Source organism: Erythrobacter colymbi (assembly GCF_002155685.1).
Lineage (GTDB): Bacteria > Pseudomonadota > Alphaproteobacteria > Sphingomonadales > Sphingomonadaceae > Erythrobacter > Erythrobacter colymbi.
The window spans coordinates 258,554-272,255 of record NZ_MUYK01000004.1 but is presented as its reverse complement, the minus strand read 5'-3'; the positions used below and the strand labels follow the sequence as shown (position 1 = coordinate 272,255).

Sequence of the window (13,702 nt, the reverse complement as noted above, 5' to 3'; positions counted from 1 at the left end):
GTCGATGGGGAAGAAGGTGCCTTCGGCACAGAGCAACCCCTCCGCGTCTCCCTTTTCTTCTCTGCGATCTCTGCGTGAAACACCCGTAGCGAAGCTGCGTAACCTTCTCCAAACGAGCGACCTCAGTCCTCCTTCGGGCTCCATAGCTCGTCGCGTTCGGGCATCTGGTTGTCGACCGATTCGTCGTGGCCCGTGCCGTTGGAGAGAAACACCAGCCCCATCAGCGCGCCGCCCAGCAGCATCGTCAGGCTGATGCCCAGCGCCACCGCGATGTAGAAGTGGACCGAGATCATGCCGTTATAGGCAAACAGCAGCCCCATCGCGATGGCGACCGTCAGCGTGGTCGCGGCGAGCAGCCATTTCATGATCTGGCGGTAGCGCGCCCAGGCGTGGGCGGCGTTGGCGGGATCGTCGAGCGGGGACTTGCGGGTCATGCCCTCCGACATGGCGCGCGGGCGCAGCCAATGCAACGCGCGAAAGCTGCAAGGCCCTGCGCGTCGGGTGCAATCGCGAGATTCGCTTTTTCGTCCGATGCATGGCACTTTCCTCGTCCGGCAGAGAGAGGGAGACTCGCCATGACCATTGCCCGCATCATCGCCCAGCGCGAATCCGCGGAAATCATCGCCTGCGACTGCACCACCCCCGTGTCCGAGGTCGTCCAGACACTCGCGACGAAGCGCATCGGCGCGCTGCCGGTGCTGCGTGACGGGCGGGTGGTCGGCATCGTTTCGGAGCGCGACGTGATCTACCGCCTCGCCGACCGGGGGAAGGACTGCCTCGACGTAGCGGTCGAAGAGATCATGACCTCGCCTGCGATCACGGTCGAACCGGCGACCACGGTGGACGACGCGCTGTCGATGATGACCCGCCGCCGCTTCCGCCACTTCCCGGTGGTCGAGAACGGCGCGCTGATCGGCTTCATCTCGATCGGCGACCTCGTAAAGCACAAGATGGACGAAGTGCAGCACGAGGCCGAGGCGCTGCGTCACTACATCACGGTTGCCTGACGCTTGAGGATCGCGGCGCGGCACCCTAGATTAAAGCCATGAGCGCCGAGCCCCTGATCCTCACCCCCTCCGCCGCCAAGCGGGTCGCCTTCATCGCGAGCAAGCAGTCGCGGCCTGCGATCCTGCGGCTGGCAGTCGAGGGCGGGGGCTGTTCGGGCTTCCAGTACAAGTTCGACCTCGCCGATGCGCCGGATGCGGACGATTCGGTGTCGGAGACCGACGGCGTGAAGCTGGTGGTCGATCCGGTCAGCCTCGATCTGATCGCGGGGAGCACGGTGGATTTCGTCGAATCGCTCGGCGGCGCGGCCTTCAAGGTCGAGAATCCGCAGGCTGCCGCCGGCTGCGGCTGCGGGGCGAGCTTCGGGATTTAGGTTGATCTCCCGCTTCGTCATTGCGAGGAGACCACATGAAAATCGCCACCTTCAACATCAACGGCATCAAGGCGCGCGGGCCGCGGCTCATCGAATGGCTCGAGGAAACCCGCCCCGCGGTCGCCTGCCTGCAGGAGATCAAGACGCAGGACGACGGCTTCCCCGCCGCCGATTTCGAGGCGATCGGCTATTCGGCGATCTGGCACGGGCAGAAGAGCTTCAACGGAGTCGCGATCCTCGCCGATGCGCGGGCGGGCTATCACCTCGCCGAAGTGCAGCGCGGGCTGGGCATTCCCGGCCCCAACGAGGGTGACGAGGAGCAGGCGCGTTACCTCGAAGCCGACGTCAACGGCATCCGCATCGCCTGCCTCTACCTCCCCAACGGCAATCCGCACCCGGGTCCGAAGTTCACCTACAAGCTCGCATGGATGGCACGGCTGCGCGCACGCATGGCGCAGCTGTGGGCGCAGGAGATCCCGGCGGTGGTGCTGGGCGATTTCAACGTCATCCCGCATGACGACGACGTCTGGTCGGTCAAGGCGATGCAGGACGACGCGCTGATGCAGCCCGAGAGCCGCGCGGCCTATGCGCGCCTGCTCGCCGATGGCTGGACCGACGCGATCCGCACCCACAATCCGCGCGGGGGGGTGTGGACCTATTGGGACTATCAGGCCGGCGCGTGGCAGCGCGATCACGGCTTCCGGATCGATCACATCCTGCTCTCGCCCGAATGCGCCGACCGGATGGAAGCCTGCGGCGTCGACAAGGCCTATCGTGGGCGCGAGAAGGCGAGCGACCACACTCCGGTCTGGGTGCGGCTTAAGTCTTAATCCTCGCCGCTATTTCGCGCTACGCGCGAGCGGCTGCGGGCGCCCGTTCGGGCTTGCGGCGCTTCGCGCCGAACCCAGCGAGACCTTGATGGTATGAAGGGCATCGGCCCGCAGGGCCGCAAGGGCGAACGCCCGCCCGCAGCGGAACCGAAGCTGAAGCGCCGTAGGCGGGTCACTCGCCCGTAGGGCGTGTGAGCGAGGATCACCGATAAAAAATATGCGTGTCGATCTGGGCGAGGCGCGTCTTGGTGCGGCTCCAGCCGGGGCGGACGCGGCTGGCGTGGAAGAACACCGCGCCTTCGGCTTCCGATTCCCACAGGCCCTTGTCGGCGATCTGGGCGACGGCGACCGCGCGGTCCCATGCGGCGGTGCCTTCGGGCACGCGCGGCATGCGGCTGCCGCGCATGAAGGAGAACTGTCCGGGCTGGGCGACGACGCCGCAGTACGAGCGCGGGAAACGTCCGTCTTCGGTGCGGTTGACGATCACCTGCGCAACCGCGAGCTGGCCGGCCAGCTCTTCGCCGCGGGCCTCGAAATAGACCGCACCGGCAAGGCAGCGCAGCTCGGCGCTCATCGGCGCGTCGGTATCGATCATGCGGACCAGCTCGTGGAGCGATCCCGCTTCGGTCAGCACCGGCGCGTCAGCGCGCGCGGGCGCGGGGAGCGGCTGGACCACTTCGCGCGCGACATATTCGATGGTTTCGGGAACCAGCTCGGGCGCTGCGACCGGGGCGGGAGCGGTGAGCTGTTCTTGCGCGGCCTGGGCCAGCGCTGCGGCATTCCGGCCGCTCGGGAACATCGTGGTTGCGACCGCAAGGGAGGCGATCGCAGCAATCGTGGCAGTCTTGCGACTCATGAACTCTACAAATTCGGCGGTGAGCGCGCACAGGCGCAGGCGGGAACCTTGATCCAATCAATGACGATGTGGGGGTCCTGAAAGCCTGCCGGCCGCTCCCCGTCTGCGTGCTGGACGATCGGCCGAATTGCCGCCCTGCCAGCCTGCGCGAGGAATTGGAGCGGGCCTCTGGCTATGCTTGACGCTTACGTCAAATCAATTCGTCGAGCCGTGCGACGAACCGTTCCGCATCCACGATATCCACCTCGATTAACCATATATCGCTGTCCTGGGCGCGTCTGCGGGCCAGATACTCGGAAAATTCCGTTGGATTCTCAGTATTTTCCCGCTTTGCCGCAAGAAACTTACGCGATCCGTCGAGCTGGGGCATCCTTTCGTACAGGACAGCGCCTTTACCTCGACACAGGGTTACAAGCAGGATCGTCCCGGCATCGCGCTCGCCCTTTGCGAGCACCGTGGCAAAGCCACCCTCGGTCTCGGCGAGCCGCATGATCGCGCCCGCTTCGAGATGCGCAGGCAGCCGTCCGTCCATCGTCAGAGCCCCGAGGGGCCGTCCGCGCCGTAGCCGGGCAGGCTGGAAAGCGGGATCCGGCTCTTCATGAAGGTGCCGGTGCCGCGGCCGATCTCATCGCCCTCCGCGTCGACCAGCCGCGCCTCGGCGACGAAGACGCGGCGACGGCCGCTCACCCAGCGGCCCTCGGCGGTGACCCGCCCGGCGCGCACCGGCTTGGAGAAGAACAGGTTGAAGCTGGTGGTCAGCAGGAAGCGGTCGGTCACCAGCGAATTGCAGGCATAGAAGGCCGCATCGTCGAGCATCTTGAAATAGATCGTCCCGTGCGCCGCGCCGGCCGCGTGGTAATCCTCGGGCGTGACCGTGAAGGTCAGCTGCGCGCGGCCCTCGCCGACGATGTGCAGCTTCGACGCGAACTTGGCGTTGACGGGGGCCGAGGCATAGAGCCGCTCCAGTGCCCGGTAATGCTGTTCGGCACCGCTGGCGGCGAAGACATCGTCACTGGCGGGCATGGGACGGGTTCGGGATCAGGCCGCGTCGCGCAGGAACTGGTTGGTCAGCAGCGCATAGACCGCTTCGGTGTCCGGCGCATCGGCGAGCATCTGCAGCGTCGTCTCCTCGCGCGTCAGGCGCGAGATCGCGGCGAGCGCGTGGAGGTGGGTCGCCCCGGCATTCTCGGGCGAGACCAGGCCGCACACCAGCGACACGGGCCGCGCATCGGCGGCGGCGAAATCGATCGGGGTCTCCAGCCGGATCAGCGCCAGCGAGGGGCGGCGGATGTCCTTGCTGCGGCAATGCGGAATCGCCACGCCGCGCCCGAAGCCGGTGCTGCCGAGCGCCTCGCGCGCCTCGAGGTTTTCCAGCACCTCGCTCTCGTCGATCCCGTAGGCCGTGCTCAGCAGCTGGGCGATGCGCGCCAGCACCTTGGGCTTGGTGTCGAGCCGGGCGAAGGCGATGGCTTGCGGAGAAAGTGCGAGGTTGACGTCCATTGCAAAACTGATCCCGAAAGTAGCGCCTCTTGTGGCGAAGACCGGCCCGGTGATGCCCCGTGTGGGCCCGCCGGTCCGGGGCGGAGCCCCTCCTGCTACCGCCGCCTGGACCTTGGGAGAACCGGCCTTTGCCCTTACGGCAAGGCCGTTCCCGATCCTATTTCGGCTCGACCCATCCGATCGAGCCATCGGCGCGCCTGTAGACCATATTATGCCGTCCGGTGCCAGCGTTTTTGAAGAACAGCGCGCCGGTGTTCCTGAGGTCGAGCATCATCACCGCGTCGGCAACGCTGGCGGTGGGGATGTCGACGCGGGTTTCGGCGATCACCAGCGGGGCATCGGCGACGACTTCTTCCTCCTCGTCCTCCTCGACCGCGAAGATGGTGTAGGCGGCCTCTTCCTCGCCGCGGGCGTGATCGGCCTGTTCGTGGCGGTCGGTCAGGCGGCGCTTGTAGCGGCGCAGCTGCTTCTCGATCTTGTCGACCGCATTGTCGAAGGCGACATGCACGTCATGCGCGGTGCCTTGCGCCTTGAGGATCAAGCCCTGCATCACATGGGTGATGATATCGCAGGTAAAGGCGCCCGCGGGGGCCTTGCCGAAGGTCACGTGGCTGGAGAGCGCGCGGTCGAAATACTTGTCGACGATCGCGCCGAGCCGGTCGGCGGCGTGCGTCTGAAGCGCGCTGCCGGTGTCCATCTGGTGGCCGGAAATCCGAATATCCATGAAGCGTAGTCCTCCCGTCGCTGATGAGGATCCCAAAGATGTGGTATCGGCGCGCCGGGCTTCAACTCGTCCAGATCGCGCCCTTGATGTCCGCGATGAACGCGGCGTGGCGTTCCAGCTCCTCCGGGCTGGCAACATGGGGGCGGGGTTCGCGCCGGGGCTTGTCCGCTGCGGGACGGTGCCAGGGCGCGTTGGGGGTGAGTTCGGTGAGGGCCGGGGTGCCGGCCGCGGCATCATCGGCAAGGCCGAGCCCGATCTGGCGGCCGCCGGTCAGCTCGACATAGACCTGCGCCAGCAGTTCGGCATCGAGCAGCGCGCCGTGCTTGACGCGGTGGCTGCGGTCGATCCCGTAGCGGGTGCACAGCGCATCGAGGCTGAGCTTGGCGCCGGGGTGCTTCTTGCGCGCGATGGCGACAGTATCGACCATGCGGTCGAGGCTGATCGGTTCGCGGCCCGCGAGTTCCAGCTCGTTGTTGAGGAAGCCGAAGTCGAACCCGGCATTGTGCGCGACGAGGTTGGAATCGCCCAAGAAGTCGAGCAGCTCGTCGACGCTTTCGGCAAACCGCGGCTTGGTGGCGAGGAAGGCGGCGCTGAGGCCGTGAACGCGCTCGGCCTCGATCGGCATGTCGCGGTCCGGGTTGAAATAGGCGTGGAAGGTGCGGCCCGTCTCAACCCGGCCGACCATTTCGACGCAGCCGATTTCCACCATGCGGTCCCCGGTCTTGGGGTCGAGCCCGGTGGTCTCGGTGTCGAAGATGACCTCACGCATTTGCCGGACTATCTGCCCAAGTTGGGGGACTTGCAAGGGGTGCTTTTGTTCAGATCGAAGCAATCAGCGCTTCGACCTGCGCGCGGGTCTCGGCGAGGCTGGTGCCGGTGTCGATCACGTGGTGCGCGCGGTCACGCTTGTGGGTGTCGTGCAGTTGCAGATTGAAAATATGCGCGAATTTCTCGGGCGTCATGCCGGGACGGGCGAGCACGCGTTCTCGCTGGACGTGCTCGGGCGCGGAGACGACGACGATGAGGTCGACCGACTCGTGCCCGCCGCGCTCGAACAGGAGCGGGATGTCGAACACCACTGCCCGCTTGTCGCGGTTGGCGTCGAGGAAGGCGGCGCGCTTGGCGGCAACGGCGGGGTGGACGATCGCTTCGAGTCGCGCCAGCGCCTCCTTGTCGGCGAAGACCTGCGCGCCGAGCCGTTCGCGGTCGACACCCTGCGGGCCGGTCGATCCGGGGAAAGCGGCTTCGATGGCGGGGACGAGCGCGCCGCCAGGCCCCTGCATCGCGCGCACCTCGGCATCGGCATCGAATACGGGAATCCCGGCCTCGGCGAACATCGCCGCGACGGTCGATTTGCCCATGCCGATGCTGCCGGTGAGGCCGATGATTGTGGGTGTGGTCATTGGGTCAGGATAGCTCGCAGTTCGGCATCGTGCTCGCGCGGGGGGGCCTCACCGAAGAACTTCTCGAAAGCGACCGCGGCCTGCCCGATCAGCATTGAAAGCCCGTCGATTGTGCGATGGCCCCTGGCCCGCGCGGCTTGCAGGAAGGGCGTATCGAGCGGGGCGGTGACGATGTCGTAGGCGATGGCGCCGGGGGGCGCGTGGCTCCAATCGAAGGGCAGGGGGGGCTGGCCCGCCATGCCGAGGCTGGAGGCATTCACCACGAGATCGAGGCACCCCTCGCGGTCGTCGAAAGGAAAATCGGTGGGGTCGGCGAAGTGGGCAAGATCGATGGCATGGTGCTCGCCCTTTGGCGCGAGTTCATCGAGCAGCGCGCGCGCCTTGGCTGGATCGCGGCCGGCAACGACCAGCGTGAAGCCGTGCCCCGCCAGCGCGGCGATGATCGCCCGCGCCGCGCCGCCGGTGCCGAGGATGCGGGCCATGCGGAAATAGTGGGTCTTTTCCAGATCGCGCTTCAATGGCTCCAGAAACCCGCTCGCATCGGTGTTGGTACCGCTCAGACCCCCGCCAGACCCCGGGTAGACCGTGTTCACCGCACCGATTTCGGTCGCTGGCGAGCCGATTCCATCGATAAGCGGCATCACCGCCTGCTTGTGCGGCATGGTGACATTGCACCCGCGCCACAGCGGATCGGCGCGGCGCGCGGCGATGTAGTCGGGGAGCTGCTCGGGGGTGACATGAAAGGCGCGATAGTCCGCTGCAATCCCCAGCTTTTCGAGCCAGAAACCGTGGATTCTCGGGGACTTCGACTGCGCGATGGGATCGCCGATCACCTCGGCATAAGGACGGGTCATGCCAGCAAGACCCCCTCGTCGCGCAGCGCGCCGAGCAGGGGCAGCAGCGGCATCCCGAGCACGGTGAACTGGTCGCCCTCGATCGCCTCGAAGAGCTGCACCCCTGGTCCCTCGATCCGGAAGGCACCGACGGTGTGGCCGATGGCGGGCCATTCAAGCCCCAGATAATGCTCGATAAATTCGTCCGAAAGATCGCGCACATGGAGCCGGGCGAGGCTTGTGTGGCTCCACTCGCACCCGCCATCGCGGACCAGCGCGGCGGCGGAATGGAGCTCCATCACCGCGCCCGAAAAGAACCGCAGATGCTCCCCTGCCTCCTCGCGACTCTTCGGCTTGTCGAAGCGGCGGCCCTTGCACACCACCAGCGAGTCGCTCCCGAGCACCAGCGCGCCGGTGTGCAACGCCGCCACCGCTGCCGCCTTGGCGACCGCCAGCGCCTCGGCCACCTCCGACGGCGCGGCCCCTTCGAGCCCAGCCTCGACCGCCCGCTCGTCGATATCGGCGGGGACCGAGAGATAAGCCACACCCGCCGCATCGAGCATCGCCCGGCGCGAGGCGCTCTTGCTCGCCAGAATCAGCGTCATATCGGCTTCCCCGTCCCGCCCTCGCTCGCCGGCTTGCGGTCGCGTTCCTGCGCCAGCCGGATGATCGCCGCCGCGGTTTCCTCGATCGAGCGGCGGGTGACGTCGATCACCGGCCAGCCATTGTCGCCGAACATCCGCCGCGCGAATTGCAGCTCGGCCTTCACGCGGTCATTATCCACGTAAGCCGTCTCGGTCGCCTCGTTCAGAGAGAGCAGACGGTTGCGGCGAATCTGGATCAACCGCTCCGGCGAGGTCGTCAGGCCGACCACCAGCGGATGCCGCAAGCGGTAAAGCGTCTGCGGCGGCGGGCTTTCCACCACCAGCGGAATATTGGCGACCTTGTAGCCGCGATTGGCGAGGTAGATGCTGGTCGGGGTCTTCGACGAGCGCGAGACGCCGACCAGCACGATATCGGCCTGCTCCCACTCCTCGTGCCCGATGCCGTCATCATGCGCGATGGTGTACTGGATCGCCTCGACCCGCTTGAAATAGGTCTCGTCCATCATGTGCTGGCGACCCGGACGCCCCTGCGCTGCCTGCCCGAGCTGCGCTTCGAGCGCGGCGGTCACCTGGTCGAGCACCGGCACCGCAGGCAGGCCGAGAATGCGGCAATGCTCTTCCAGCCGCTTCCTCGTCTCGGGGTTCACCAGCGTGTAGAACACGAGACCCGGATGCGCGGCGAGATCGGGCACGATCCGGTCGAGATGCTGGAGCGAGCGCACCATCGGCCAGAAATGGCGGTTCACCGATGGGTTGTCGAACTGCGCGAGCGCGGCCTTGGCGATCATCTCCAGCGTCTCGCCGGTCGAATCCGATACAAGATGGAGGTTGAGTCGGTTCATGCGGGTGGTCGCGCGGGCCCTGTGGACAGATCGCCGCATAAACCACGGGAGGGGCTGCCGGACAAGCTGGGGAGCATTTTTCATGCCCGCTTCCGGCCTTTTCCTCGGGCTATTTGCCCACACGGGACAAGTTTTGTCGACAGGCTGTGAAGAACGAGGATAAAGCTGGCTTGACGTCCAATCCGTGCGGATTCGCTGGGGGGATGAGTCAGGTGCACAATGTGGGAACGGTCCGGCAGAGGCCGGTAATTCCCGCTTTCCACAGGGCCAACAGACTCCATCATTCCTTTTATAAATTGAATTGATTTGCTCTAAGGAACCCTATGCCCGGTCCGCTTCTCGATACGCTCAAAGGTGTCCGTCAGGACCGTGCTCCCGTGTGGCTCATGCGCCAAGCCGGGCGCTATCTCCCTGAATATCGTGAACTTCGCGCCGAGAAGGGCGGCTTCCTCGAGCTGGTTTACGACAGCGAGGCAGCCGCGGAAATCACCGTGCAGCCGATCCGGCGCTTCGGCTTTGATGGCGCAATCCTGTTCTCCGACATCCTGATCGTGCCGCACGCGATGGGGCAGGGGCTGACCTTTGCCGCTGGCGAAGGCCCGCACCTTGCGCCGACGCTGCTGGAGGTGGAGCTGGACTCCTTCACCCCGGCCTTTGAACGGTTCGAGCCGGTGTATGAAACAGTGCGCCGCACCCGCGCTATGATTGGCCCCGAAGTGACCATGCTCGGCTTTGCGGGGAGCCCCTGGACGGTCGCGACCTACATGATCGCGGGCGAAGGCTCCAAGGATCAGGGCCCGGCGCGGCTGCTGGCCTATCGCGATCCGGCGCATCTCCAGGCGATCATCGATGCCATCGTCGAGGTCTCGGTCACCTATCTGCGCGGCCAGATCGATGCGGGCGCGGAAGCGGTGCAGCTGTTCGACAGCTGGGCGGGCAGCCTTGCCCCCGACCAGTTCGAGAAGTGGGTGATCGCCCCCAACGCCGCGATCACCGCGAAGCTGAAAGAGTCGCACCCCGATACGCCGGTGATCGGCTTCCCCAAGGGCGCGGGGGCGAAGCTGCCTGCCTATGCCCGCGAGACGGGGGTGGATGCGGTCGGGCTCGACGAGACGCTCGATCCGGCGTGGGCGCACGCCAGCCTGCCCGAAGGCATGCCGGTGCAGGGCAATCTCGATCCGCTGCTGGTCGAGGCGGGCGGCCCGGCGCTGCCGGCGCGGGTCAAGACGATCATCGCCGCCTTCGAGGATCGTCCGCACGTGTTCAACCTCGGCCACGGGATCGGCCAGTTCACGCCGATTGCCCATGTCGAGGAACTTCTTGCCGCGTTGAGAGGCTAAGGGAATGCAGGAGCTGCTTTCGTCGATCTACCTGTTCCTCAAATCGGGACACGTGATCTTCATGGTGTTCTGGATGGCGGGGCTGTTCATGCTGCCGCGCCAGTGCATCTACATGCTCGACCACGCGCCGGGCTCGGAGGGCGAGGCCAAGTGGGCGAACCGGATGGGCAAGCTGCGCAACATCATCCTCACGCCCTCGCTGATCATCGTCTGGGTGCTGGGGCTGAGCCTTGCCTATGGCGGCGGGTGGTTCACCTCGGGCTGGCTCCACGCCAAGCTGACGCTGGTGCTGGCGATGACCGGCTATCACGGCTGGCTCGTCGGCCAGACCAAGAAGATGGCGCGCGGGGAGCGTCCGCTGACCGAGAAGCAGCTGCGCATGATCGGCGAGGTGCCGGGGCTGCTGCTGGTGCTGATCGTGTTCCTGGTCTATCTCAAGCCGTTCTAGAGGGGTGCCAGACGGGGGCCAGACCCCTGTTTGACCCCCGCTTGCCTCTGTTTCAATCGCCGATTGACCTCGGCCCGCAGCGCTCTTATCTCGGGCGCACCCATCCGGTACGCGCAGCGGCGATACGCTTCGCACAAGGTCTGCTTTCTCCAAGCCCAGCCCCTGATTTCACCGGGGCGCCGTGATCCACGGTACTGACCGTCCGGCCACTCCTGACTTTCGGAAATATCCAATGCATCTCAAAGACTTGAAAAGAAAGACCCCGGCCGAACTGGTCGCGATGGCGGAAGAGCTCGGCGTCGAGGGCGCCTCGACCATGCGCCGTCAGGACCTGCTCTTCTCGATCCTGCGCGAGCTCGCCGAGGACGAGGAATACGAAGAGAAGATCATGGGGATCGGCACCATCGAGGTGCTGCAGGACGGCTTCGGCTTCCTGCGCAGCCCCGAGGCGAACTACCTCGCCGGTCCGGACGATATTTACGTCTCGCCCAACCAGGTCCGCCGCTGGGGCCTGCGCACCGGCGACACCGTCGAAGGCGAGATCCGCGCGCCGCGCGATGGCGAGCGCTACTTTGCGCTGACCAGCCTCGCCAAGGTGAACTTCGACGATCCCGACGCGGTTCGCCTGCGCACCAATTTCGACAACCTGACCCCGCTCTATCCCGACCAGAAGCTGACGCTCGACACGCTTGATCCGACGGTGAAGGACAAGAGCGCACGGGTGATCGACATCATCGCGCCGCAGGGCAAGGGCCAGCGCGCGCTGATCGTCGCCCCGCCGCGCACGGGTAAGACCGTGCTGCTGCAGAACATCGCCAAGGCGATCACCGACAACCACCCGGAAGTGTTCCTGATCGTCCTGCTGGTCGACGAACGCCCCGAGGAAGTCACCGACATGCAGCGCAGCGTGAAGGGCGAGGTGATCTCCTCGACCTTCGACGAGCCGGCCAACCGCCACGTGCAAGTCGCTGAAATGGTGATCGAAAAAGCCAAGCGCCTCGTCGAGCACAAGCATGACGTGGTGATCCTGCTCGACTCGATCACGCGCCTCGGCCGTGCCTACAACACCGTGGTGCCCAGCTCGGGCAAGGTGCTGACCGGCGGTGTCGATGCCAACGCGCTCCAGCGCCCCAAGCGCTTTTTCGGCGCCGCGCGCAACATCGAGGAAGGCGGCAGCCTTTCGATCATCGCCACCGCGCTGATCGACACCGGCAGCCGCATGGACGAAGTCATCTTCGAAGAGTTCAAGGGCACCGGCAACTCGGAAATCGTGCTCGACCGCAAGGTTTCCGACAAGCGCATCTTCCCCGCGCTCGATGTCGGCAAGTCCGGCACTCGCAAGGAAGAGCTGCTCGTCCAGAAGGACAATCTGTCGAAGATGTGGGTGCTGCGCCGCATCCTGATGCAGATGGGCACCGTAGACGCGATGGAATTCCTGCTCGACAAGATGAAGGATTCCAAGACCAACGAAGACTTCTTCGCTACGATGAATCAATAGGTTACCCTGCAAATCGGGTCATGGGGTCGGCCCGGGGAACAGGTCTGAAGGACGGGAAACAGTGCTCAGCCAGTACCTTTACATCAGCACCGCGCCGACCCTGCCGCGCGAGGAGGTGGACGCCATCCTCGCCGCGAGCGCGCGCAACAATCCGGCCCGCGGCATCACGGGACTGCTGCTGTTCAACGGCCGCAACTTCCTCCAGCTGCTCGAGGGCGAGGAGGGCGAGGTTTCGGCGCTGATGGAAACCATCACCGCCGACCCGCGCCATTCGGGCGTCTCGGTGCTCGACCGCCGCGCAATCGGCGCGCGCACTTGTCCCGACTGGGCGATGAAGCGCGTGCTGATCGCCGAGAGCATCGCCAACCGCCGCGACATGCTCGAGCGCGATCTGCCCGAGGGGCTCGACCCCGAGGTTCGCAAGATGATCGTGAACTTCGCGGTGCTGAACTAGGCTATCCAGGCGGGCAGGGCACCCTGCCTGCCGCCAGACCCCCGCCAGACCCCCTTCAGCGCCTAGGGGCAAACCCCTAGGCCCGCGCTAGGCCGCTTCAGGGCCGCCTGCGCTATGTCTTTCCCTTGACCACAAGGGGAAACGACCATGCGCAGACTCATCTATCGCAGCACCGCTTCACCCGGTCTCGACCGGGTCGAGATGTTCCGTCTCGTCTACCAGGCCCGCGTCAGCAACGAGGCGCGGGGGCTTTGCGGCTTCCTGATCCAGATCGAGGACCGCATTTTCCAGGTGCTCGAGGGCAAGACGTGGAAGCTCGTCGCCACGTTCGAGAACATCCGCCGCGATCCGCGCCATTTCGGCGTCGAGGTGCTCGACGAGCGCTGCGTGGACGATGCCGCCTTCGCGAGCTGGCGGATGCGCTATTTCGACGGGCGGAATATCCCGCGCATGCTGGCGCAGATCACCGACGCGGCGGGCGGGAACGTGCCGCCGCTGGTGCAGCACGCGATCCTCGAATTCCTCGGGCCGGAGCTGATCCTGCCGATCATGGAGCCGGCCGCGAAGACTACGCCGCCGGCTGTGCCTTTGCGGCCTGAAGCTGCGCTGCCATCATCTCCCAGACCTTGTTAATGGCCTTCAGGGGTCTCACCATCACCTTGAAATCGCTGATCTTTCCGGCCTCGTTGAAGCGGATGATGTCGACCCCGTTGACGGTGATCCCCTCCATCACGGTGACGAATTCGAGCATCACCTCGTCCCCGTCGACCAGCTCGCGGACATAGTGGAAGCTGTCATTCCCCAACGTGTGACTGGCGGCGACGAGGTAGGCCATGACGCTCGCCTTGCCCGCCTGCGGCGTGTGGACAACGGGCGAGTGGAATACTGCGTCATCGGCCAGCAGATCCGAAAGCACCGCCGGATCGGCGCCGCCTGTCATGTACTCGTGCCACTTCGCGAGCCCCGCGTGTCCCTGTCCCATCAATCCCTC

Annotated in this window: 20 protein-coding genes; 8 read left to right on the top strand and 12 right to left on the bottom strand. The window is 65.8% G+C overall.

Annotated features, from left to right (window positions below):
- Window positions 1-122: 122 nt before the first annotated feature.
- Window positions 123-434, bottom strand: coding sequence for a hypothetical protein (locus BZF57_RS10955; protein ID WP_086738048.1), 312 nt, complete (start codon window positions 432-434; stop codon window positions 123-125).
- A 141-nt stretch (window positions 435-575) separates the two neighbouring features.
- On the opposite strand from BZF57_RS10955, the gene BZF57_RS10950 reads away from it, so the two are divergent.
- From BZF57_RS10950 to xth, 3 genes are read left to right on the top strand one after another with little or no spacing between them, the layout of a single operon-like run.
- On the top strand, window positions 576-1,007 hold the full coding sequence (locus tag BZF57_RS10950; protein ID WP_086737697.1) for a CBS domain-containing protein: 432 nt from the start codon (window positions 576-578) through the stop codon (window positions 1,005-1,007).
- Window positions 1,008-1,045: 38 nt separating this feature from the next.
- Window positions 1,046-1,378 carry a HesB/IscA family protein gene (locus BZF57_RS10945; protein ID WP_086737695.1) on the top strand — a complete coding sequence of 111 codons (333 nt, stop codon included), beginning with the start codon at window positions 1,046-1,048 and terminating at the stop codon, window positions 1,376-1,378.
- 35 nt (window positions 1,379-1,413) lie between these two features.
- Window positions 1,414-2,208 (top strand): exodeoxyribonuclease III, encoded by a 795-nt coding sequence (xth, locus tag BZF57_RS10940; protein ID WP_086737693.1) that lies wholly within the window; start codon window positions 1,414-1,416, stop codon window positions 2,206-2,208.
- Between the two features lie 202 nt (window positions 2,209-2,410).
- On the opposite strand, the gene BZF57_RS10935 is transcribed toward xth, so the two are convergent.
- The 10 genes from BZF57_RS10935 to BZF57_RS10890 form a co-directional block, all read right to left on the bottom strand.
- Window positions 2,411-3,064, bottom strand: a complete 654-nt coding sequence (locus tag BZF57_RS10935; protein WP_086738046.1) for a cell wall hydrolase — start codon at window positions 3,062-3,064, stop codon at window positions 2,411-2,413.
- A 190-nt stretch (window positions 3,065-3,254) separates the two neighbouring features.
- Complete coding sequence (locus BZF57_RS10930) at window positions 3,255-3,596, bottom strand: DUF1491 family protein (protein WP_086737691.1); 342 nt, start codon at window positions 3,594-3,596, stop codon at window positions 3,255-3,257.
- Window positions 3,597-3,598: 2 nt separating this feature from the next.
- Window positions 3,599-4,087 carry a PaaI family thioesterase gene (locus tag BZF57_RS10925; protein WP_086737689.1) on the bottom strand — a complete coding sequence of 163 codons (489 nt, stop codon included), beginning with the start codon at window positions 4,085-4,087 and terminating at the stop codon, window positions 3,599-3,601.
- 15 nt (window positions 4,088-4,102) lie between these two features.
- Complete coding sequence (locus tag BZF57_RS10920; protein ID WP_086737687.1) at window positions 4,103-4,564, bottom strand: PTS sugar transporter subunit IIA; 462 nt, start codon at window positions 4,562-4,564, stop codon at window positions 4,103-4,105.
- Window positions 4,565-4,721: 157 nt separating this feature from the next.
- Complete coding sequence (gene hpf / locus BZF57_RS10915) at window positions 4,722-5,288, bottom strand: ribosome hibernation-promoting factor, HPF/YfiA family (RefSeq protein ID WP_086737685.1); 567 nt, start codon at window positions 5,286-5,288, stop codon at window positions 4,722-4,724.
- A 61-nt stretch (window positions 5,289-5,349) separates the two neighbouring features.
- Window positions 5,350-6,057 (bottom strand): DNA polymerase III subunit epsilon, encoded by a 708-nt coding sequence (dnaQ, locus tag BZF57_RS10910; RefSeq protein WP_086737683.1) that lies wholly within the window; start codon window positions 6,055-6,057, stop codon window positions 5,350-5,352.
- A 49-nt stretch (window positions 6,058-6,106) separates the two neighbouring features.
- Window positions 6,107-6,691 (bottom strand): dephospho-CoA kinase, encoded by a 585-nt coding sequence (gene coaE, locus BZF57_RS10905; protein WP_086737681.1) that lies wholly within the window; start codon window positions 6,689-6,691, stop codon window positions 6,107-6,109.
- Window positions 6,688-7,545 carry a shikimate dehydrogenase gene (aroE, locus tag BZF57_RS10900; RefSeq protein ID WP_086737679.1) on the bottom strand — a complete coding sequence of 286 codons (858 nt, stop codon included), beginning with the start codon at window positions 7,543-7,545 and terminating at the stop codon, window positions 6,688-6,690. Before aroE ends, coaE begins: the two co-directional genes overlap by 4 nt.
- Entirely contained in the window at window positions 7,542-8,129 is a 588-nt protein-coding gene (locus BZF57_RS10895; RefSeq protein WP_086737676.1) for a Maf family nucleotide pyrophosphatase, read from the bottom strand. The genes aroE and BZF57_RS10895 overlap by 4 nt, the downstream gene beginning before the upstream one ends.
- A complete protein-coding gene (locus BZF57_RS10890; protein ID WP_086737674.1) occupies window positions 8,126-8,971 on the bottom strand; it encodes a pyruvate, water dikinase regulatory protein in 846 nt (281 codons plus the stop codon). Before BZF57_RS10890 ends, BZF57_RS10895 begins: the two co-directional genes overlap by 4 nt.
- Before the next feature lie 323 nt (window positions 8,972-9,294).
- Between BZF57_RS10890 and hemE the strand changes: the two genes are divergently transcribed.
- The 5 genes from hemE (at window position 9,295) to BZF57_RS10865 (ending at window position 13,344) form a co-directional block, all read left to right on the top strand.
- Window positions 9,295-10,311 carry a uroporphyrinogen decarboxylase gene (gene hemE, locus BZF57_RS10885; protein ID WP_086737671.1) on the top strand — a complete coding sequence of 339 codons (1,017 nt, stop codon included), beginning with the start codon at window positions 9,295-9,297 and terminating at the stop codon, window positions 10,309-10,311.
- A 4-nt stretch (window positions 10,312-10,315) separates the two neighbouring features.
- Entirely contained in the window at window positions 10,316-10,759 is a 444-nt protein-coding gene (locus tag BZF57_RS10880; RefSeq protein WP_086737668.1) for a CopD family protein, read from the top strand.
- Window positions 10,760-10,991: 232 nt separating this feature from the next.
- The gene (rho, locus tag BZF57_RS10875) at window positions 10,992-12,257 is read left to right on the top strand and encodes a transcription termination factor Rho (RefSeq protein ID WP_017663775.1); all 1,266 of its coding nucleotides are present in this window, start codon (window positions 10,992-10,994) and stop codon (window positions 12,255-12,257) included.
- Window positions 12,258-12,318: 61 nt separating this feature from the next.
- Window positions 12,319-12,711, top strand: coding sequence for a BLUF domain-containing protein (locus BZF57_RS10870; protein ID WP_162290992.1), 393 nt, complete (start codon window positions 12,319-12,321; stop codon window positions 12,709-12,711).
- Window positions 12,712-12,858: 147 nt separating this feature from the next.
- Window positions 12,859-13,344, top strand: coding sequence for a BLUF domain-containing protein (locus tag BZF57_RS10865; RefSeq protein WP_086737663.1), 486 nt, complete (start codon window positions 12,859-12,861; stop codon window positions 13,342-13,344).
- Here the strand turns inward: BZF57_RS10865 and BZF57_RS10860 are convergent.
- Window positions 13,280-13,693, bottom strand: a complete 414-nt coding sequence (locus tag BZF57_RS10860) for a nuclear transport factor 2 family protein (protein WP_086737661.1) — start codon at window positions 13,691-13,693, stop codon at window positions 13,280-13,282. The two genes, BZF57_RS10865 and BZF57_RS10860, sit on opposite strands and share 65 nt — an antisense overlap.
- Window positions 13,694-13,702: the final 9 nt, after the last annotated feature.

Excerpts from the sequence above, each read along its gene's own strand:
- BZF57_RS10945 (WP_086737695.1), top strand. The coding sequence starts at position 1,046 with ATGAGCGCCGAGCCCCTGATCCTCACCCCCTCCGCCGCCAAGCGGGTC.
- BZF57_RS10890 (WP_086737674.1), bottom strand. The coding sequence starts at position 8,971 with ATGAACCGACTCAACCTCCATCTTGTATCGGATTCGACCGGCGAGACG.
- xth (WP_086737693.1), top strand. The coding sequence starts at position 1,414 with ATGAAAATCGCCACCTTCAACATCAACGGCATCAAGGCGCGCGGGCCG.
- BZF57_RS10950 (WP_086737697.1), top strand. The coding sequence starts at position 576 with ATGACCATTGCCCGCATCATCGCCCAGCGCGAATCCGCGGAAATCATC.
- BZF57_RS10920 (WP_086737687.1), bottom strand. The coding sequence starts at position 4,564 with ATGGACGTCAACCTCGCACTTTCTCCGCAAGCCATCGCCTTCGCCCGG.
- hemE (WP_086737671.1), top strand. The coding sequence starts at position 9,295 with ATGCCCGGTCCGCTTCTCGATACGCTCAAAGGTGTCCGTCAGGACCGT.
- hpf (WP_086737685.1), bottom strand. The coding sequence starts at position 5,288 with ATGGATATTCGGATTTCCGGCCACCAGATGGACACCGGCAGCGCGCTT.
- BZF57_RS10895 (WP_086737676.1), bottom strand. The coding sequence starts at position 8,129 with ATGACGCTGATTCTGGCGAGCAAGAGCGCCTCGCGCCGGGCGATGCTC.
- BZF57_RS10930 (WP_086737691.1), bottom strand. The coding sequence starts at position 3,596 with ATGGACGGACGGCTGCCTGCGCATCTCGAAGCGGGCGCGATCATGCGG.
- BZF57_RS10935 (WP_086738046.1), bottom strand. The coding sequence starts at position 3,064 with ATGAGTCGCAAGACTGCCACGATTGCTGCGATCGCCTCCCTTGCGGTC.
- dnaQ (WP_086737683.1), bottom strand. The coding sequence starts at position 6,057 with ATGCGTGAGGTCATCTTCGACACCGAGACCACCGGGCTCGACCCCAAG.
- rho (WP_017663775.1), top strand. The coding sequence starts at position 10,992 with ATGCATCTCAAAGACTTGAAAAGAAAGACCCCGGCCGAACTGGTCGCG.
- aroE (WP_086737679.1), bottom strand. The coding sequence starts at position 7,545 with ATGACCCGTCCTTATGCCGAGGTGATCGGCGATCCCATCGCGCAGTCG.
- BZF57_RS10880 (WP_086737668.1), top strand. The coding sequence starts at position 10,316 with ATGCAGGAGCTGCTTTCGTCGATCTACCTGTTCCTCAAATCGGGACAC.
- BZF57_RS10955 (WP_086738048.1), bottom strand. The coding sequence starts at position 434 with ATGACCCGCAAGTCCCCGCTCGACGATCCCGCCAACGCCGCCCACGCC.
- coaE (WP_086737681.1), bottom strand. The coding sequence starts at position 6,691 with ATGACCACACCCACAATCATCGGCCTCACCGGCAGCATCGGCATGGGC.
- BZF57_RS10860 (WP_086737661.1), bottom strand. The coding sequence starts at position 13,693 with ATGGGACAGGGACACGCGGGGCTCGCGAAGTGGCACGAGTACATGACA.
- BZF57_RS10865 (WP_086737663.1), top strand. The coding sequence starts at position 12,859 with ATGCGCAGACTCATCTATCGCAGCACCGCTTCACCCGGTCTCGACCGG.
- BZF57_RS10925 (WP_086737689.1), bottom strand. The coding sequence starts at position 4,087 with ATGCCCGCCAGTGACGATGTCTTCGCCGCCAGCGGTGCCGAACAGCAT.